This window comes from Amycolatopsis xylanica, assembly GCF_900107045.1.
In the GTDB taxonomy this organism is placed as follows: domain Bacteria; phylum Actinomycetota; class Actinomycetes; order Mycobacteriales; family Pseudonocardiaceae; genus Amycolatopsis; species Amycolatopsis xylanica.
In genome coordinates this window covers 111,426-130,279 of the sequence record NZ_FNON01000013.1, presented here as the reverse complement: position 1 = coordinate 130,279, position 18,854 = coordinate 111,426, and the positions used below count along the sequence as shown (strand labels likewise).

Sequence of the window (18,854 nt, the reverse complement as noted above, 5' to 3'; positions counted from 1 at the left end):
CCGGATAGCGCGATTCATCGGCGCGCCGAGAATCGAAACATCGGCTTCGGCTAAGCGTCAAGGACACGTGCTACGCGTTTGCCCGGAGGATCGCTACAGTGGTGCGACGGGGTCGCGGAAACGGGGGACGGAATGAACGTTGTCGAGGTCCGTGACCTCACAAAAAGCTTCAAGGTCCGTAAGCCGGACAAAGAATCGGGCCCGATCCGTAATCTGCTCCGCCCGCGCTGGGAGTACAGGGAAGCCTTGTCCGGCCTGTCCTTCAGTGTCGCCGAAGGTGAGATCGTCGGCCTGCTCGGCTCGAACGGCGCCGGTAAGTCCACCACGATGAAATGCCTTTGCGGCATTCTGTTGCCCACGAGCGGATCGGTCCGGGTGTCCGGGTTGGACCCGTTTCGCGATCGCGCCGGAGCGCTCCGGGAGCTCGGCGTGGTGTTCGGGCAGAAGACGACACTCTGGTGGGACGTACCGGTCATCGAGACCTATCGCTTGCTGCGGCGGATATATGACGTCTCCCAGCACGATTTCGATCGCGTGCTGGAAAACGTGACCGAGGTGCTCGGGCTGGCGGATTTCCTGCACACTTCCGTGCGGCAACTCAGTCTCGGTCAGCGCGTGCGAGCCGACCTCGGCGCCGCGTTCCTGCACCGGCCGAAGGTCCTGTTCCTCGACGAGCCCACGATCGGCCTGGACGTCGCCGCGAAGAGCAGGCTGCGCGAATTCGTCAAGCGGATCCGTGACGAGACCGGTGTGACGATCCTGCTGACCACGCACGACTTGCGCGACATCGAGTTGTTGAGCGACCGGATCATCCTGATCGACAAGGGCGGCAAGCTCTTCGAAGGCACTCTCGCGGAGACTATCGCCAGGTTCTCGCCGTACACCACCGTGAAAGTCGAACTGTCCGAGGACATTCATGGTCCGTTCGAGGTGCCCGGCGCGCTCGCCGGACTGGAGAGCCCGCTGACCGCGTGGGTCAGGTTCCGCCGCGAAGACCTGCCGATCACGGAGGTCACCGGACATCTGATGCGGCATTACCCCGTGCGCGACTTCACGGTCGAGGAGCCGCGGATCGAGGAGATCGTGCGGCAGTTCTACACCGACGGCCTCGAAATCCCGGTGCCGTGACCACCGCACTCGTGCCTCGCTGGCTCGTGCTGCTGCGCGCGTTCGCCCGGCAGGGCGTCAACCAGCGGCTCGCGTATCCGGCGGGTTACTGGATGCACTTGGTCAACACGGTGATCAAGATGTTCGGTGTGGTGGTCGTCTGGTCGGTGCTCTACTCGGTGTCCGCGTCGAGCTTCCCGATCCCGCTGCCGGACATGATCGCGTACGGCGTGGTCTCCGCGGTGCTCAGTGAGCTGCTCGGATGGTGGGACGGTCCGCACTTCCACCTCGCCAAGCGGGTGCGGACCGGGCTGGTCACCGGTGACCTGCTGCGCCCGATGTCGGTGCCGTATCAGCTGTTCTGCCTGTGGCTGGGGGAGACGCTGGTGGTCGCCGCCCTGGTGGTGCTGCCGGTCTCCGCGGTCGCCGCACTGGCCTTCGACGTGGCCGGACCGGTCAGCGCGCTGGCCGGCATCCAGTTCGTGGTGAGCGTGCTGCTGGCTTACGTGCTGCTGTTCTGCCTGAACTTCCTGGTTGGCCTGCTGGTCATGCTCACGATGAACCTGTTCGGGCTGATGGTGCTGTACCACGCGGTGATCACCATGCTGTCCGGCGTCTGGATCCCGTTGTGGTTCTACCCCGGCTGGCTGAGCGCGGTGACGAACTGGCTCCCGTTCCGCTCGATCTTCTTCACCCCGCTGTCGATCTACGTCGGTTTCGCCGACAGCACGCAGGCATGGCGCGGCCTGGGCCTGCAGGTGCTGTGGACAGCGGCCGCGATCGGCGCGGTTTCGTTGGCATGGCGTGGAATCCGCCGCAAACTCGTGATACAGGGAGGCTGACGGTGCGACACACGCTCAAGCTGTACGGTCACCACCTGCGCCTGGCGGTGAAGTGCCAGCGGGAGTATCGAGCGGACACCGTGCTGCTCTCGGCCGGGATCATCCTGATCAACGTCGTCGACCTGCTGCTGCTCGGTGTCCTGTTGAAGACCTTCGTCCAGCTGGGTGGCTGGACCGTCTGGGACGTCGTGTTCCTGTATTCGATGTTCCTCGTGGCGCTCGGCGTGCAGTCGTTCTTCACCAGGCAGCTGATGGAGATCGAGACCTACGTGCAGGACGGCACACTGGACCAGATGCTGATCCGCCCGGTGCCGGTGCTGGTGCAGATCTTGGGGCGGGAGCTGAACTTCAAGGACATTACGCATGTGGTGCTCGGTGTGGCGGGCGTCGTGCTGGCCGCGGAGAAGCTCGGCCTGCCGTGGACACCCGCGCGGATCGCGTATCTCGTGCTCGCGGTGCTGTCCGGGGGCGTCGTGCTCGCCGGGATCACGCTCGCGCTCTGCAGCCTGGCGTTCTGGACGACGCACTCGCGAGTCTTCCTTTCCGGCACCCATGAGCTCCAGGAGATCGTGCAGCATTATCCGGCGCATATCTTCGGCACCTGGTTCCTGGGGCTGATTACGACCTTGCTGCCGTTCGCCTTCGTCAACTACTACCCGGCCCGGCTGCTGCTGCATCACGAGTCCGGCCTGCCCGGCTGGTTCCTGGTGCTGGGCCCGCCGGTCGCGGCCGCACTGGTGTCCGCGGTCGCGCTCGCCGTGTGGCACACCGGGCTCGGCCGTTACCAGGGAAGTGGCAGCTGATGCGCGTCGAACGTGACCTTCGGATATCTTTGCGCGACGGCGTCGTCTCGCGCGCCGATCTGTACCGGACGGCCGGTCGCGAACCGCGGCCGACGCTGCTGCAGCGCACCCCGTACGGCAAGGCCGTCTATCCACCCGGCAGCCCGGCGGACGTCGACCGGCTGACCGCCGCCGGGTACAACTTGCTGGTACAGGATGTCCGGGGCCGCTGGGACTCGGCGGGGGTGTTCGAACCCTACGAGTACGAACTCGGCGACGGTTACGACACCATCGAATGGATCGGCAAGCAGGACTGGGCCACGGACGCCGTCGGCATGCTCGGAAGCTCCTACGAGGGCGCGGTGCAATGGCAAGCCGCGGTGAGTGGCGCGCCGAACCTGCGTGCCATCGCTCCGCATGTGACGTCGAGCGACTTCCACGAGGGCTGGACCTATCAGGGCGGCGCGTTCCAGCTCGGCTTCTGCCTCCGCTGGGTGCTCGCGGACTTGACCTTGCCTCCACTGGGGGACGGCAAGCTCCGGGCCGCCGTCGACCGGGCCGTCGCGGGGATCGAGGCCGGCTATCGGGACCCGTCGTCGCTGTCCGGGTTGATCGGGCGGGTAGCGCCCTATTACCAGAGGTGGCTGGAGCATCCGGTCTACGACGACTACTGGCGCGGGATTTCGGTACGCGAGCGCTATGCCGAGATCACGAAGCCCGCGTTGAGCATCGGTGGCTGGTACGACATCTTCGTCGCGGGCACGGTCGCGAACTACGCCGCCATGCGCCGATTGGGCGTGTCGCAGCGGCTGATCGTCGGGCCGTGGTCACATTGCCTGATGGCCGGGCGGTTCCCGGAACGTGAGTACGGCCCGTCGGCGGACGCGGCGACGTTCGACCTCACCGGGGCGCACCTCGAGTGGTTCGATGAGCACGTGCGCTACGGTCCGCCGTCGGCAGAGCCGCCGGTCCGGTTGTTCGTGATGGGCGCGGACGAGTGGCGGGGCTACGCTGATTGGCCGCCGCCCGAGGCCCAGCCTGTTCGTCTCTACCTGCACAGCAACGGGTCCGCGAACACCCGGGCAGGCGACGGCGTGCTGGCGGCGACCGGTCCGGAGGACGAGCACGCCGACGTCTTCCGGTACGACCCGGCGGACCCGGTCCGCACGGGAGGTGGCTCGACCCTGATGGCCGGGCTGATGAGCGGGGTGGACTGCGGGCCGCTCGATCAGCGCTCGATCGAGTGCCGGGCCGATGTCCTCTGCTACAGCACCGAAGCGCTGGCCGAGCCGGTGACCGTGGTCGGCATGGTCACACTCGTGCTGTACGCGGAATCGTCCGCGGTGGACACCGACTTCACCGCGAAGCTGGTCGACGTCGCTCCGGATGGTCGTGCGGAAATCCTTTGTGACGGGATACTGCGCGCCCGGTATCGCGACTCGCTGTCCGAACCGCGGATGCTGACACCGCACCGGGTTCACGAGCTCCGGATCGAGGTCGGGCCGACCGCGAACGTGTTCCGGCGTGGTCACCGCGTCCGCTTGGAGGTGTCGTCGAGCAACTTCCCCCGGTTCGACCTGAACCCGAACACCGGCGGGTCCGGCACCGCGCACGGCGCCGGACCCGCTGTGGTGGCGGTGAACCGGGTGCACCACAGCCGCGCGTACCCGTCTCACCTGGTGCTGCCGATCCTGCCTCAGGAGTAGGACCGGATGACCTCCTGGCCGGCGGCCTCCACGTCCTTCCAGGTCATCAAGCCCTGCCGGTACGCGGTCGGGCAGTTGTGGAACCGGCTGCCCCGCAATGCTTTTCCGACTGTCTCGGCCTGTTCTGCCGACAGCCGCAGGCCTGCGTCGTCGTCGCGGCGCGCGATCCACATGGCGTCCAAGCCGACGAGAAGGTCGCGGAGGCGAAGAAGGTCGTCTCCTTGCAGCGTTGGTGTCGAGACGACTTCGTAGTCGCCTTCCGGCGACAGGCAGACCCAGCCCGGTTCTTGGCGGTAGCGTTCGAACGCCGTACCTGGAATAAGCTGCAGCATCGAACAAAAGAGGGTCGCGTCGGGGTATTTCTCCAGCAGTTCCGAGACCGATTGCAGGCAGTCGTCCAATGTCTGCTCGGGCATCCCGAAGATGAGGTCGATGTGCACCGTGCCGCGATCCGGCATCCGCCGGTACAACAGGTCGATGGCGTCGTGAAGCTTCTGTGTCTTGGGGCTGCGTTTGGAAAGCCTCAGCACCCCGGGCGCGAGCGACTGGACGCCGATCGCGGCGAAGTCGATCGGCAGCCTCGCTATGCCTTCGACCAGTGCCGGGTCGAGGAACTGGGCGTGCATCTCGAAACCGAACTTCGTGCGGCCGCCCCAGCCTTCCAAATGCTTCAAAATAGCCAGGCCGCGTTCGACGTCCCTGCCGAAGATCGTGTCCGTGAACCACACCATCTCGTAGTTCTTCCCGGCGATCACGTCGAGCTCGGCCAGTACCTTGTCCAACGGGAAGAGGCGTTCGTTGAGATTGTCGTGCCAGGCGCAGAACGAGCACCGGAAGACGCAGCCGCGGGTCGTGGAATAGGACGGTAACCGGCGTCCGTTCGGTTCGTGGAAATGTCCCGTGAGAATCGGTGAGGGCAGGGATTGCAAGGGGATCGCCTGTGTCCTCGGCTTACCCCTGCGGATGCCCTCGCCGGTGACCAGGCCACTGCCTTCGGGTAGCCTGCTCAGTGTGTCTTCGGCGAGTACGGCGTCGATGAGCTGGCAAAACGTCTGCTCACCCTCGCCGAAGACGAGCACGGTTCCCGCGGGCAGCGTCATCAGGTCCGGCTCGAACGCCGTCCGGGTCTGCGGCCCGCCGACGATCAGTGCCGCGTCCGGGAGTAGCTCGGTCACGAGCTTCGCGATGTGCCGCACCAGGGCGTCATTCCACGAGTACCACGAAAGCCCGATGATGTCGGGACCGTCCTTGACGATGTCGGAGATGGCGAGTGAGACATCGAATCCCCGGTTCCGGACATCCTCGCTGTCGTAAATGAGCTGTTCGACGGTCGCCATGCCCTGGAATTGCTGGTCGACTGTCGCCGCGAGAAAAGCGAGCGCCGAACTAAAGCCTTCGGGATTGATCGCGACGAGGCGGACTTTGAAAGGGCGCCTTGCCGTCGAAGGTGTGGCATGCGTTGTCGCGCGAAAAGTGGGCATTGCCAGATCTGTCGATTGCACCTGATTGCCTCCGAAATTTTCACTGGGATCGGGCGTGACAGGAAAGGCGATGACCGGAATCTTCAGCGGATGGCGAGCGACCCTACAATTCCGCGACCCTCCGAGTTGTGTCAAGTCTCCGGCTATCCGGCATAACCGTCTTTACAAGCGAGGTGGGCTATGCGCATACTGCCGGACACGACAGGCGTGGGGGCCAGGATTCATTCGCGTCGGCTGCCGGCGGCATCGCCAAGGATCGGAGGATTCGTGCTGGGGTCTGTGTTGGGGCAAAGTCCTATTCACCCGAGGCGGGGTGACGGTAGGCCGTTGGTACTGACCGGAGGCAACGGCGTCTACGTCCACGACGACGCCGGCAACACCTGGATCGATTTCGACAACGCCCGCAGCTCGGTGCTGCTCGGCCACGCCGATGCGCGGGTTGCCGAAGCGGTCGCCGAGGCCGCGCGTGGCGGCCGTGGCACCACGACCGGCTGGACGGCCACACTCGACTCCGTGCTCGATCGCCTGCACCGGTTGTGCGGAGGTGACCGGATTTCCCTGTTCCGCACCGGGACCGCGGCCGTCCGCGCGGCGGTCGGCGCGGTCCGCGACAGCACGGGGAAGCGGCTGGTGCTGTCTTCCGGTTACCACGGCTACGACGTGATGTGGTCGGCGCCGCCCGCACTGTTCGAGCCGAACGCCGACGGGATCATCGACTTCCTTTACGACCTCGAGGTGCTGACCCGCTGCCTGGACCGGGAACCGGGCGCGGTGGCCGCGGTCGTGGTGTCCACGGACGCGATCCACCTCGACGAGGGCTGGTACCGGAGGCTTGACGCGATCGCCCGCCCGCGAGGTGTGGTGGTGATCCTCGACGAGGTCAGGACCGGGCTGCGCCACCGGCCGGGCCTGCAGATCGCTGGCCAGGTGATCCCGGCCGATGTGTGGGTGCTTTCCAAGGGTATGGCCAATGGCCATGCGATCTCCGCCGTCGGCGGGGACGCCACCTTGCTGAACTCGCTGCGGCAGACCAGTTTCACCTCGTATTTCGAGCCGACCATCCTGGCGGCAGCCGAGGCCACCTTGGCGGTTGTCGAAACCGGTGAGGTGCAGAGCGCCGTTCTCGCGCAGGGCGACCACTTCATCGCGGAGGCGGGATCCGCGCTCGCCGAGGCGGGTTTGCCCATCGAGATCATCGGTGGCGGTGCCATGTTCCAGTTCGTGTGCGCGAACGCGGTGGTGGAGAACGAGTTCTATCGCGCTGCCGGCGCCGAGTTCCTGTTGTTCTACCCCGGCGACCACCAGGCGCCCTCGCTGGCGCTTTCCGGTGACGCGCTGGACGAGTCGGTGCAGCGGTTCCGGAAGGCCTGCAAGGTGCTGGCAGGTCGCTGGCCCGACGTGAAGATCGACGAGAAGTCGCGCTATCGGGCCGCGTGGTGGGAGATGTGCGGGCTGGGCGACTTCGCGCGCACGCCGGACGAGACCAGTCGGTGGGTCGACTGGCTGAACCAGACGGACTGACGCTGTGGACACGCGCTCATGACCTACCTCGTGCGCCCGGCCACGCCGTCTTTGACGGAGCTGCTTCACAGCTCCGCCGAGCGACGCCCGGACGCTGTCGCGATCGCTGAGGACGGCACGGACCTGACATACGCTCAGCTATGGACGCGAGTGCGAGGCTTCGCCCGATCCCTTGCCGGGCAGGGGATCGGGCCGGGCAGCCGGGTCCTCGTGACGGTCAGTGGCGCGGTGCGGACAGCGGTCTCCGTCTATGCCGTGTCGCAGCTCGGCGCGACCGTATCGGTGATCGGCGACCGATACAGCGCGACCCAGCGCGCGATGATCGAACAGGACTACGCGCCCCACCTGATCCTCACCGGGCGCGAGGAGGAACCGGTTGTCGAGCCCGGCCCTGGGGGAGAGGTCGAGGAGACGGGAAACCCGGAACTGGTCATCTACACCTCCGGCTCATCGGGACGCCCGGGCGGCGTGATCTGTCACCGGGAAGCCGTCACCTTCAGCGTCGACGCCATTCAGCGGAGGCTCGGCTACCGGCTGGCCGATCGTGTGCTCGCGGTTCCCCCGTTCTCCTTCGACTATGGCCTGTATCAGCTCTTCCTGGCGGTGGCCTCCGGTGCGACGCTGGTGGCGGCCACACCGGGTGACGCGCTCGCCACGTTCGCCGGCGCCGGCCGCTCGCGGCCCACCGTCCTGCCGATACTGCCCGCGCTCGCCCGGTCCTGCCTGTCCTTGGCCGCGCGCTGGCCCGCATCCGTCCGCGACGGCGTCCGCCTGATCACCAGCACCGGCGCACATTGGGACGACGACACCCGCGCCGCGCTGCGCGCGCTCTTCCCGCGCGCCGGGCTGGTGTCGATGTATGGGCTCACCGAATGCAAACGGACCACCATCTCGGCCGTGGACGAGGATGTGGCGGCCCCCGGCACCGTGGGACGGCCCCTGCCCGGCACCAGGGTGTGGATCGAGAGACAGGACGGGCGCCCGGCCGCCCCCGGCGAGGTCGGCCAGGTCGTGGTGTCCGGCCCACACGTGATGCGTGGCTATTGGAACGACCCGGTCCGGACACGGGCGACTTTTCAGGAGCGCGAGGGCGTCCGCGTGTTGCTGACCGGCGACGACGGTCGGCTGGACGCCGAAGGGCGGCTCTACGTGCACGGCAGGCGCGACGGGCAGGTCAAGATCCGGGGCACCCGGGTGTCCACCGCCGAGATCGAGCGTGCGGCGGCCCAGCTCGACTCGGTCAGCGCGGCCGCGCTGGTCGTCGGCCCGCGGGGTGGCGAACCGGTCCTGTACGTCGAGGGGACCGCCGCGGACGCCGATATCCGGCGCCGCCTAGGCGCGCTGGTCGGCGTGTGGAAGGTGCCGAACGAGATCCGTGTGCTCGACCGGCTTCCGGTCAACGATCGCGGCAAGGTCGACCTTGCCGCGCTACGGGAGCGCTGACATGCCACGCGGCCACGTCACGGCCGAGAGCTTGCACACGCCGGCGATGCCGGAAGAGACCTAGGTGGGATATGACCTTCAGCGCAACGATATTCTCCGCCCATCTCGACGACGCGGTGCTTTCCGCGGCGGCGCAGCTGAGCCGCCCGCGAGCCCGGGTCGTCACAGTGTTCGCGGGTCCACCGCCCGCGTCCATCGACCGCACCAGGTGGGACAAGATCACTCGCGCCAGTAGCTCGGCGGAACGCTACGCCGAGCGGCTCGCCGAAGACGAACGCGCGGTCGCGGCACTCGGCTGTGCGTCGGTCCGTTTGCCCGAACCCGAGGACCAATACCGTGATGGCGAGCTGGACCAGCGAGAGCTGATCGCCAAGCTACGGCCCTATCTGGCCGAATCGGCCGAAATCTGGCTGCCTGCCGGCATCGGAGACCATCCGGATCACGCCCTGCTGCGCGACGCCGTACTCGCCGCGCTCCGGGAGGGGCCGGCCGCGCCCGCGGTGTTCGTCTACGCGGATCTGCCCTACGCACTCCGCTTCGGCTGGCCGTCCCGAGCGACCGGAGTGGACAATCCGCCTTACCTCGACGTGGACTTCTGGATCAACGAAGAGCTCGTGGCCTGCGGCTTCGACCGTTCTCAGCTCACTGAGCGGGTCTTCGAACTCACCGAGGACCTGAAACGCGCCAAGGAACGAGCGGTTCTGTGCTATCGCTCCCAGCTGCCGGCCCTGGTCCTCACTCCGGATGACACCCGCCGCTGGCAGTCCTTCTTCCGCTACGAACTGGCCTGGGAGCTGGCTGTCTCCGGACAGTGACCGTGCGGCGGTGGTGGGCGTTCCCGGCGGTGCTCACCGCCGGGAACACCGGCCACGTGGGTCATCCTCCGATCGCGGCCTCCGGCACATTCCACCCGGCCAGGGTCACCACGGGCCGCGCACCGCGCAACTGTGCTGCTCGGTATCGGGCGGTGACGGTCTGGGTTTCTCCCGGCCACAGCGTCAGGTCGTTCTGGCTCCACTGGATGGGCAGCACCTGGTTGTCGCCCGCCGAGGGGCGGCCGTCGGCGCCGCGCCGGATGTCGGCGCGCACCATGAACGCGACCGTCGGCCGAGCGGACACGTTCCGCACGGTCACCGACGTGACGAGGTCGTCGCCGTCCCGGCGGGTCTGCGCGTCGAACTCGACCTGGGCGGGCGGCAGGCTCTGCAAGCCGGTCAGGTCGGCATAGCCGCCGGGCTGGAACTCGGCTCCGCCCCAGTCACCGATCGTCTTGGCGTAATCGACCTTGTCGGGTTTCGTCGACAGCCAGTACACGTTACGGCTTATCTCGCGGTCGCCTTGGTTCAGCTGGAGCTTCAGGAAATAGGTCGACGAGATGTCCGGCGGCACCATCGGCTTGAGTACGCTCTGTACGTCCTGAGTGGACAGACTGGGGACGTCTGCTCGCAGGGTTTGCCGTACGGTGCCGTCGAGGTCGATGATCTGAGCGGTGGCGTGCAGATCGGACTGGGGCCTGCCCGTCAGGTTCGCCACCTTGACCGAGCCGTCATCGTAGGCGTACATGATGTGGACCGGTTCGTTCGCCATCTTGGCGCCGAAGTACGTGCCTGACTGGTCGAAGTCGTAACCGTAGAGTTCCCATTGAAGCGAGGGCCAGGCCTTGTTCATCTGCCAGTAGATCAGTCCGGTGCTCGGGTTGGCCGGGTCTTTCGAGTGCCCGAGGTAAGCCTCGAACTGCGCGCGAGTCACCTCGTAACCGCCGGCCTGGGCAATGCGCTGGTAGGACATCATGTCGGTCCAGTGGCCGTAGCGATTCCACAGTGGAGTGTTGTACTTGCCGAGCCTGCCGACCGCGGTGTAGGGATTGAAGTGGCTCGTGTGGAAGATGTCCGGGCCGCTGGTCCTGCCGTTGGTCGAGCTGATGTCCCAGACCTCGCTTTGTTCGGCCGGGGTGAGGAACCGCCTGAGGGAGTCCTGTGTGGGGATCGTCGAGCCGGAACTGGTTTCGGTGTTGAAGCCGAACGAGCCGCCTGCGTTGGTGTAGTCGCCGCCCTTGTTCATCTCCGGCCCGTTGTTCCACCAGTACGAGGGAGGTGAGTAGTTGTACGGGCCCTCCTTGGCACCGGCTTGCCCGAGTCGTGCGGAAGCCTTGTACTCGGCCGACGCGATCTGCGGAACGGACCACTCCGCGGCCTCGAACGCGGTCAGGAAGATCGCTTCCTTTTCCGGGTCGGGCTCATTGTCGCTGCCCTGGAAGTAGGAGAACACGCTCGGATGGTCACGCAGCCAGGTGGCCACGGCTCCGGCCTGATTGGCTGCGCTCGCTTTGATCTCCTCGTTCCACCCGGTGTGCTCCCACTTGTCACAACATTGCCAGCCTGGCATCGCCAAGATGCCCATCCGGTCCATTTGCCGGAACATGTCGTCCGGTGGGAAGTTCCCTTCGAAACGGATGGTGTTCAGGCCGATGTTCTTGATGTACTCGAGCTGGTCTCGTGTGTTCTGGGCCGAGTAGCGCAGGAACATCTCCTGCGACCAGCCGCCACCGCGGACGACGAACGGCACGCCGTTGATCGCGAACTGCCGGTATCCATCCGGCGCCAGCGTCTTTCCGGGGACGACCGGCGTCAGGGCCGAGGTGACCGTGCGGATGCCGAAGTCCTCCGAGTGTTCGCCTACGACGGACAAGCCGGAAAAGGCGAGAAGATTCATGTGGTACAGGGGTTGCGCGCCCATCTGGTACGGCCACCACACCTCGGGACTCCGCAGGTGGCTCGTAGGCAAAGAGACCGGTTTCGTGGTGTTCGCCCGCACTGTCACACGCTGATGACTCGGCAGTGCGGTACCCGGCCGGGTGACGGAACCGAACAGGTCGACCACCTGGTCGGCGTCGGTGTTGTTGCGCAGATCCGCCTTGATCGTCAGGTCGGACGCGCTCATGTCCGGCGTGTTCTTTTGCAGCACATGGGCGTTGCGCAGGGAGACAACGCCGTCTTGGATCAGTTCCGGTGCGAACTGCAAACCGGTCCAATGGTCCGGTGCGGCCGGGTTCCAGTCGACCATGTCGAGTGTCAGCTGGCTGGTCTTGTCGCCGGTGCCGCGCTGCTCGGGCGCCTCGAACTCGCTTTCGCTGTCATTGTGGAAAATGTCTAGTGCGATGACGTTCTTGCCGTCGCGCAAAAGTGGTGTGAGGTCGTATTCCAGTCGTGAGTAGGCGCCCTGCAGCTGTGACTGGTCCGCGACTTTCCTGCCGTTGACCCACAGGTTCGCGCGGCCGAGCACGCCGTGCATCAGCAGGAACTGGTGCTGACCGTGTCCAGGGTGGACAGTCACCTCGTCGCGGTACCACCAATTCGGCTTGAACTGGGCGGTCGGCACCCCGGCGAGGTTTTTGGACGTGAAGATGTCCGGATACCTGCCATTCTCCAGCAGGCCCGCCATCACGGTCTCCGGCTGGGAGACCCGCAGCCAGCCCGCGGTGGAGTAGCCGGGCCGGGACACCACGTCTCCGGTCTCGGTGGCCACCGAGGAGGACTGGATTTTCCAGCCGTGCACCAGTTCGCCGAAACCCTGCGACGTGCTTTCCGTGGCATCCAGCGGCGGAGCGGAAAGAAGTGCCACCCCGGTCACCACGGCTGAAAAGAAGCTGATCCACTTACGAGACAACCTCATGCGGATCCCCATCTGCGGTCTCGGTAAAGGGATGACGAACATTACAGGCCAGTGCGGCGGGGTCAAGGTCGTGAGTGCTGGCGCGCGGAGAATACTCGGGGATCGTTGACACGTAGCCGAATCCGGTATTTGGATGGGTGCCGGATGAATCGCCTTCTGTCCTCCCCGGGCATGGTCATCCGGTGGATGGCGAACCAAGGAGTGGGGGTTGCACCAGATGGGCGAACCGGAAGGCGTGCGATGACGGTCGTCGAGTGTGCCTACACGGCGGGTGCCGGTGCCGGTGAAGGGCCGCTGACCTGGGCGCAGCGCTTCATGTGGGAGGCGATTCTTGCCACGGGAGGGGACTGCGCCTCCTGGGACATGGCAGTCCAGCGGGATTTCCCCGAACCACTTCCCGTGACGACGGCCGTCGACCTCGTGCGCCGTTTCCTGCTGCGCCATCCGGTGTTGCGCTCGTCGATCACCGTCCTGCCGGACGGCACGCCTGTGCAACGCGTTCGTGCGGAGGGCACGGTGCCGGTGCGTCTTTTCGAGGACGCCGGCGCTGAGTGGGGCCGCCTGTGGGAGACGGCCTCGGGGACGACGCCCACCGATTTCTGCAGACCGCTGCTGCTCCTGAACGAGGGACTGGTGGTCCAGCTGATCATGCGGGTCAGCCATTTCGCCACCGATGGCTGGGGCCGGCAGATATTGGCTGACGACCTGGCCGATTTCCCCTTGGCCGGTGACCTGCCTGCCACGAAGTCGCCGATCGACCTGGCCGCGCTCGAGAACTCCAGCGAAGGCGAGGCGATGGAGCGACGGGCGGTGGCGTTCGCCGCGGTCCGGTACGCGGACTGTCCGCCCACCACCTGGCTGCGGGACCGCCGCCGCCCGGACGCGGTTCGCTTTTGGTACGGCGAACTGCGGTCGGCGGCCTTGCTCGACGGGCTGGAGCTGTTGTCCAGGAAGAAGCGGCTCGGCTGGGCGGGGATGCTCTGCGGCGCGCTCGCCGCGGTGTCCAGCGCACGGGCAGGGCTCGATTCGGCGCTGCTGTTCACCATATCCAGCAACAGGTTCACCCAGGGCGACCGCGAATATCCCGGCCCGCTCTCCCAAGAGGCCATCCTCCACCTGCCGATCAAGGGCACCGTCACGGAGACCATGCGCGCGGCAGGTGCCGAGTCGATGCGGTCTGTCCAGGTCGCGCGGTACGCGCCGGCCGCGATGCGTGCTCTGTGCGCCCGGTTCGAGCGGGACCGGGGCGTCTGCTTCGACAAACTGGGGTCGGCGATCATCGTGAACCTGCTGGCCGGGGTACCGCGCCGCGGTCCGCGTGCCGAGGACGGCCCCGGTCCGACGACGTTCGAGTGGTACGACAGCACGCATCACGAGAATCTGGGCTTCTACGTGGATGCCTTCCCCGCGGACAGCCAGTTCGTGCTGCGCGTCCGGGTCGACACCACGCGGTTGTCCCTCGACGAGGCCGAAGCGTGGCTGCGGACGATCGAATGGCTGGTGGTCACCACCGCCGAACGTGACATTCCCGCCGCCGAGGTCCAGAGTGTGCTCGCCGACCTGCTCGGCTGTGCAACTGTCGATCCCGGACAGTTGCACATCAGCTGATCGTTTCTTGACACTTCCCGACAATGTGACTTAACGTCGATCCGATCTCGCCATATATCGGTTCGAGCCTTGATGCGTTTTGTATTCGAGCATAGGGAAGGAATGTATGGCGATTCATCGTTCCTCGGCCGGGGAGAGCTGACATGCCGCTTTCCCAGGACCAGCTGCGTGATCTGGCCGCACGATGGGGCACTCCGCTGTATGTCTACGACCTGGCGCGCGTCCGGTCCGCGGCGGCACTGCTCCGGGCCGAGCTGCCCGCCGAAGCCCGGGTCTTCTACTCGTTGAAAGCCAATCCCCATCCTGCGATCGTGAGCACTTGCCTGGCCGAGGGCCTCGGGGCGGAGGTGAGCAGTGCGGGGGAGTGGTCATCGATCCCGGACGGCACGCCCGCGACGTCGGTCATCTACTCCGGCCCCGGCAAAACCCGGGACCAGCTCGTGGAATTCGCCAAGCGGTGGAGTGGCTACGTGACCGTGGAGAGCTTCCGCGAGCTGGCCGAAGCCCGCGCGGTCGGCGGGTTCGCCGGAATACTCCTGCGGGTCAACGTGTCGTCCGCGCATCAGGGCGCCTCGTTGGCGATGTCGGGCAGGCCCAGTCAATTCGGCGTTGATGACGCCGACGTGCTGGCCTCGTGGTCCACCCACGACCTCGGCGCCGGCGACGTGGTCGGGTTCCAGTCCTACGCGATGTCCAACCAGGCAGATCTGCGCGTGCTCGCCGCCACCGCGGGCGAGGTGGTCCGGTTCGTCGGTGAGGTGACGCGAAAGTGGGGCTTCCGGCCGTCCATAGTGGATCTGGGCGGTGGCTTCCCGGCGCCCTTCGGCAGGCCAGGCGAGCTCGGTTTGACGGAGCTGCGTGCGGCCTTGGCGGCCGAACTCGCCGCGACGCCCGCGGACGCGCGACTCGTCTTCGAATCCGGCAGGTTCCTCGCCGCGACCGCGGGCAGCCTGTACGCGAGCGTGCTGGATGTGAAGTCTTCCCATGGCCGGGAGTACGTCATCCTCGACGCGGGCGTGAACTGTGTCGCGGGGTTGCAGGCCAGCGGACGCACCTTGCCCGCGCCGCTGGATGTCGAGGTTGTGCACCGTCGTTCCCCGGCGGGCGTACGACGGCCGGTGACGGTGACGGGGCCGCTGTGCACGCCCTTCGACGTGCTGAACAGGGAACTGCTGCTGGACGTCATGCCAGGAGACCTGGTCAGAATCCCGAATGTGGGCGCTTACGGCCTGTCCGCCAGTGCGGTCGGTTTTCTGTCCCGCCGGTTGCCCGCCGAGGTCATTGTGGACGGAGCCGAAGTGATCGGTGCAACGCGAGTGACGATGGTGAGGGATTTCTGTGGTTGACGAGGACGCGGTGACCGCAGCGATCCGCAAGGTCTGTGGCATCGCACCGGATGCCCAGCTGCCGCCGAACGCCCCGTTGTGGGAGATGGGCATGGATTCGATGCGGGTGGTGGAACTGGTGGTGCTGCTCGAGACCGAGCTGGACATCACCCTGCCCGACGAGTACCTGGTGGGGGACACGTTCGCCACGGTGAAGTCCACATTGGACGTTGTCGGCAGGTTCGCGAACTGAAATCGCCCGGTCCGCATAGAGGACCGGGCGATTCATCCGGCAGCGACGGCGTGGCCGAAGAAGCGAGTGTCAAGTGTGGCCAGGCTCCATGAGCAGGCCGGATACCGCCGTCCACAGCGTCGCCGCTGAGAGGAAGGTCTCCCTGACGAGCAGTTCGTCCGGGATGGAGACGCCGAGCGAATCCTCGAGTTCCAGCACGAGGTTCACCGTGCCGAGTGAGTCGAGTCCCAGGCCCGCGAGAGCGGCGTCCGGCTCGACCATCGCTTCGGCCATCGGCAGGTGCCGGATCAGGATTTCCCGGAATGCCGCCGACCATTGCTCTTCGGACAACTGCGTTCCCTTCGTGGCCGTGGTGGGTACACCTACATCAGGTCGGCGGGCGCCAGTGTGACGACGCGGTCGAGGAGGGACAGCGTGCCGGTCGCCGTGGTGATGCGGTCGTTGCTGTAGTTCAGCGCGGCGGACCGCAGATCCCGGAACACCCGTTCCACTGGGATCGGCGAGTCGCGCCGGTAGCCCTTGGTCAGGCCTGCGACCTGCATCAGGCCGTCGACCGCGCGGAACGTCAGTTCGGACGCGGCGACCTTGAGGTTGTTGAGATGGATCTGGGTGGGCATGGCCGACAGCGACGTCCCGGCACGCCGGTGCGCCCGTACCTCGTCACGCACCGCCGCCAGGTAGGACGCGACCAGTTCGACGTCGATCCGGGCGCGGGCGAGCCGGTCGGCTGTCAGGTCCGGTACCTTGTCCGTGCCCTGGGCCCGCATCATGGTGAGCACGTCCGAGAGCACGGCCCGAGCCGCCCCCAGCCACACCGCGGACCAGCCAAGGTGCCCCGCGGGAATCATGCTTTCCGCCGCGACCGCCCGAAATCCGCCGGGCTCGCCGACCACCTGGTGCGCCGGGACCTGGCCGCGTAACCGCATGCCGGCGCTCGCGGTGCCGCGCATGCCGAGTGTGTCCCAGGTGCCCGTGGTCTCCACTGTCAGCTGGTCGCGGTCGGCGTAACACAGGGTCACCCGCCGCTCGTCGGCATCCGGCGACTCCCGCATGGTGATCAGAAAGCCGTCAGCGTGCTTGCCTCCGGTCACGATCGGCGCCTGCCGGTCGATCGCCAGCATGTCACCGGCACTCACCACGGGAGCCTCACTGCTGAACAGGTATCCGCCCTTGCCCGCCTCGGTGGTGACGGAAGCGAGGTACACGTCACCGGCCGCGATCCTCGGCAGCAGGTCGGCACACAGCCGCTCAGGTCCGAAGCGGACCACGCAGTCGACCTGCTGGCAGTGCATCGCCCAGATCAACGCGGTGGACACGCACTTGGTGGCGAGCAGGCCCGCCACGGCCACGAGGTCCCCGAGGTCGCCGCCCGCGCCGCCGTGCTCGACCGGAACCAACAGCCCCATCAGACCTGCGGCGCGCAGTTCATCCACGGCTTTGACCGGGAATTCCGAGGAATGGTCGGTCGTCGCCGCGTGTTGTTCGAGCACCGGAAGCGTGGTTCGCGCCGCTTGATATGCGGCGGCCAATTTCTCGGCACGATCTCCCATTGTGAGCCCCCTGGGTTTGAATTGATGTGCCTGGCCCGGCGTCAACCGTAGATTGCGCTTGCCAGCAAGGTCAATGAAGCGCACGAGCCGCACTGTTCCCGTCCGATGTGTTCCATCACGGTTGCACGCACTTGACGATTCACCTCGCCTTTGGTGAGCTCGGTGACACACGCCAGGGCAGTGGACTAATCAATTCCGTCCCATTGGTTGGGCTCGAGGCGCGCGCCGTTCTGGAAATCTCTTTCACACAGAGGGGGGTACATGCCCGAGTCGTTGTACAAGCAGCGGGTGGGTCGCGTCGAGACACCCGAGTTCGCGGAACTCGACCAGCACCGCGACCTGATCATCGCCGCGCTGCCCGGATACTCGCAGCACGGGCCGACGCACGCCTCCACCTGTTATGTGTGGCCGTCGGCCGAGTGCCCGGTCGGCTGCGGGCACTGCAACTACGCGTCCCCGATGTCGACCGACCGGCTCACCCGGTACAGCGTGGCACGCGAGCCGGCCGCGGTGATGCGCTTGATGAATGGCATGGGTCTGTGGAAGGCCGTGCTGTCCGGTGGTGGCGAGCCGATGGTGGAGCCGGAGTTCTGCGAACTGTTCGTGAACGAAATCGATTCGCCGGACCTGACGGAGATCGAACTCATCACCAGCGCTCATTTCGCCGACGGTCCACAAGAGACGCGCGACGCGGTCCGGCGTCTTGTCCGGGCTTGGCGTGAACGCGCGCACGGCCTGGCGAAGGCGAGCTTCACCATCAGGATCAGCCTGGACTGGTTCCACGCGCAGCGGATCGGCGTGGAGCCCGCCGCCCGTGTCATCGAGCTGCTGGGCGAGGACGACCTGCGCGACGTCGGCTGCTACGTCCGGTCCGTATTGCTGGACAACGACCCCACGACCGAGCGGCTGGCCGAGGCGCTCGGGGGCAAGGTCGGGCCGATCCGTGACTACCAGCAGGAGATCGAGCTGCCGGACGGGCGGTCGATTCTCGTCTACCACAAGAACCTCATCGTCGAGGGGCGGATGAACGAGCGGAAGCTCTCCCGGCTGCCCGTGGGCCTGCCCCAGCAGTCGCGGGCCGACGTGTTCGGCAAGCGATTCCTGGACGGGCGCGGCAAGAGCGTGCCCGCGCGCACGTACAACGGACCGGTCGTGCGTCACCTGGACGGGCTGGCCTGCTTGGTGGACGACGACGGCAAGGCTCGCATCCTGGAAGGCAACGCGCCCAACCGCTGCGCCGACGTGCGCCAGGTCAGCGACTGGGCCGAGGCGATCCGGTACCTGTACGCGGATCCCCTCACGGTGTTCCTTGTGGACAATGGCCCACAGGAGCTCGCCGCGCTCCTGTCCGACGCGTTTCCTGAGGCCGCGACACTGGCAGCGGACACCAATCAGCTTTACCACCTCACCGAGTCGCTGCTGGACCGGCCCGCACGCCGGTTGTACGCCACGTTGCGCGTCTTGGAGCAGCACGTCGCCGAAGGACGAGTCACCGTGCCCGAAGATCTGGTCGGCCAGGGTTGGTCGATGCTGGACGGCGCCGGTGTCGGCAGGCGGACGTGAC

15 protein-coding genes are annotated in these 18,854 nt (G+C 66.5%); 11 read left to right on the top strand and 4 right to left on the bottom strand.

What is annotated here, in order from left to right; translation table 11 throughout:
* Positions 1–132: 132 nt before the first annotated feature.
* Genes BLV57_RS39490 through BLV57_RS39475 form a run of 4 tightly spaced genes read left to right on the top strand, consistent with a single transcriptional unit; the run spans position 133 to position 4,437 of the window.
* Positions 133–1,128: an ABC transporter ATP-binding protein gene (locus BLV57_RS39490; protein ID WP_091298991.1), complete on the top strand. Its 996-nt coding sequence runs from the start codon at positions 133–135 to the stop codon at positions 1,126–1,128.
* The gene (locus tag BLV57_RS39485; RefSeq protein ID WP_091298988.1) at positions 1,125–1,949 is read left to right on the top strand and encodes an ABC transporter permease; all 825 of its coding nucleotides are present in this window, start codon (positions 1,125–1,127) and stop codon (positions 1,947–1,949) included. The genes BLV57_RS39490 and BLV57_RS39485 overlap by 4 nt, the downstream gene beginning before the upstream one ends.
* A 2-nt stretch (positions 1,950–1,951) precedes the next feature.
* Positions 1,952–2,752: an ABC transporter permease gene (locus BLV57_RS39480; RefSeq protein ID WP_176969017.1), complete on the top strand. Its 801-nt coding sequence runs from the start codon at positions 1,952–1,954 to the stop codon at positions 2,750–2,752.
* Positions 2,752–4,437, top strand: a complete 1,686-nt coding sequence (locus BLV57_RS39475) for a CocE/NonD family hydrolase (protein ID WP_091298984.1) — start codon at positions 2,752–2,754, stop codon at positions 4,435–4,437. Before BLV57_RS39480 ends, BLV57_RS39475 begins: the two co-directional genes overlap by 1 nt.
* Here BLV57_RS39475 and BLV57_RS39470 read toward each other — a convergent pair.
* The gene (locus BLV57_RS39470) at positions 4,428–6,053 is read right to left on the bottom strand and encodes a B12-binding domain-containing radical SAM protein (RefSeq protein WP_143047273.1); all 1,626 of its coding nucleotides are present in this window, start codon (positions 6,051–6,053) and stop codon (positions 4,428–4,430) included. The two genes, BLV57_RS39475 and BLV57_RS39470, sit on opposite strands and share 10 nt — an antisense overlap.
* Positions 6,054–6,245: 192 nt before the next feature.
* On the opposite strand from BLV57_RS39470, the gene BLV57_RS39465 reads away from it, so the two are divergent.
* From BLV57_RS39465 to BLV57_RS39455, 3 genes are all read left to right on the top strand, one after another.
* Entirely contained in the window at positions 6,246–7,439 is a 1,194-nt protein-coding gene (locus BLV57_RS39465; protein ID WP_176969016.1) for an aminotransferase class III-fold pyridoxal phosphate-dependent enzyme, read from the top strand.
* A gap of 18 nt (positions 7,440–7,457) precedes the next feature.
* Positions 7,458–8,882: a class I adenylate-forming enzyme family protein gene (locus BLV57_RS39460; protein ID WP_091298975.1), complete on the top strand. Its 1,425-nt coding sequence runs from the start codon at positions 7,458–7,460 to the stop codon at positions 8,880–8,882.
* 71 nt (positions 8,883–8,953) lie between these two features.
* The gene (locus BLV57_RS39455) at positions 8,954–9,697 is read left to right on the top strand and encodes a PIG-L deacetylase family protein (protein ID WP_091298972.1); all 744 of its coding nucleotides are present in this window, start codon (positions 8,954–8,956) and stop codon (positions 9,695–9,697) included.
* A 61-nt stretch (positions 9,698–9,758) separates the two neighbouring features.
* On the opposite strand, the gene BLV57_RS39450 is transcribed toward BLV57_RS39455, so the two are convergent.
* Complete coding sequence (locus BLV57_RS39450; RefSeq protein ID WP_176969015.1) at positions 9,759–12,998, bottom strand: glycoside hydrolase family 2 protein; 3,240 nt, start codon at positions 12,996–12,998, stop codon at positions 9,759–9,761.
* On the opposite strand from BLV57_RS39450, the gene BLV57_RS43550 reads away from it, so the two are divergent.
* The 3 genes from BLV57_RS43550 (at position 12,954) to BLV57_RS39435 (ending at position 15,740) form a co-directional block, all read left to right on the top strand.
* Positions 12,954–14,162, top strand: coding sequence for a condensation domain-containing protein (locus BLV57_RS43550; RefSeq protein ID WP_176969014.1), 1,209 nt, complete (start codon positions 12,954–12,956; stop codon positions 14,160–14,162). The genes BLV57_RS39450 and BLV57_RS43550 overlap by 45 nt on opposite strands.
* 143 nt (positions 14,163–14,305) lie before the next feature.
* The gene (locus BLV57_RS39440; protein WP_091298963.1) at positions 14,306–15,508 is read left to right on the top strand and encodes a type III PLP-dependent enzyme domain-containing protein; all 1,203 of its coding nucleotides are present in this window, start codon (positions 14,306–14,308) and stop codon (positions 15,506–15,508) included.
* 10 nt (positions 15,509–15,518) lie between these two features.
* The gene (locus BLV57_RS39435) at positions 15,519–15,740 is read left to right on the top strand and encodes an acyl carrier protein (RefSeq protein WP_176969013.1); all 222 of its coding nucleotides are present in this window, start codon (positions 15,519–15,521) and stop codon (positions 15,738–15,740) included.
* A 69-nt stretch (positions 15,741–15,809) separates the two neighbouring features.
* Here BLV57_RS39435 and BLV57_RS39430 read toward each other — a convergent pair whose 3' ends face one another.
* Both BLV57_RS39430 and BLV57_RS39425 read right to left on the bottom strand, forming a co-directional pair.
* Positions 15,810–16,070, bottom strand: coding sequence for a phosphopantetheine-binding protein (locus BLV57_RS39430; RefSeq protein ID WP_245757708.1), 261 nt, complete (start codon positions 16,068–16,070; stop codon positions 15,810–15,812).
* Positions 16,071–16,102: 32 nt separating this feature from the next.
* Positions 16,103–17,290 (bottom strand): acyl-CoA dehydrogenase family protein, encoded by a 1,188-nt coding sequence (locus tag BLV57_RS39425; RefSeq protein ID WP_091298957.1) that lies wholly within the window; start codon positions 17,288–17,290, stop codon positions 16,103–16,105.
* A gap of 261 nt (positions 17,291–17,551) precedes the next feature.
* Between BLV57_RS39425 and BLV57_RS39420 the strand changes: the two genes are divergently transcribed.
* A complete protein-coding gene (locus BLV57_RS39420; protein WP_218134981.1) occupies positions 17,552–18,853 on the top strand; it encodes a radical SAM family protein in 1,302 nt (433 codons plus the stop codon).
* Position 18,854: the final 1 nt, after the last annotated feature.

What these genes read in the sequence shown, in the direction of transcription:
- BLV57_RS39490 (WP_091298991.1), top strand. Translation starts at nt 133, where the DNA reads ATGAACGTTGTCGAGGTCCGTGACCTCACAAAAAGCTTCAAGGTCCGT.
- BLV57_RS39475 (WP_091298984.1), top strand. Translation starts at nt 2,752, where the DNA reads ATGCGCGTCGAACGTGACCTTCGGATATCTTTGCGCGACGGCGTCGTC.
- BLV57_RS39460 (WP_091298975.1), top strand. Translation starts at nt 7,458, where the DNA reads ATGACCTACCTCGTGCGCCCGGCCACGCCGTCTTTGACGGAGCTGCTT.
- BLV57_RS39455 (WP_091298972.1), top strand. Translation starts at nt 8,954, where the DNA reads ATGACCTTCAGCGCAACGATATTCTCCGCCCATCTCGACGACGCGGTG.
- BLV57_RS39450 (WP_176969015.1), bottom strand. Translation starts at nt 12,998, where the DNA reads ATGGCGCAGCAGGAAACGGCGCACGAGGTCGACGGCCGTCGTCACGGG.
- BLV57_RS39440 (WP_091298963.1), top strand. Translation starts at nt 14,306, where the DNA reads ATGCCGCTTTCCCAGGACCAGCTGCGTGATCTGGCCGCACGATGGGGC.
- BLV57_RS39425 (WP_091298957.1), bottom strand. Translation starts at nt 17,290, where the DNA reads ATGGGAGATCGTGCCGAGAAATTGGCCGCCGCATATCAAGCGGCGCGA.
- BLV57_RS39420 (WP_218134981.1), top strand. Translation starts at nt 17,552, where the DNA reads ATGCCCGAGTCGTTGTACAAGCAGCGGGTGGGTCGCGTCGAGACACCC.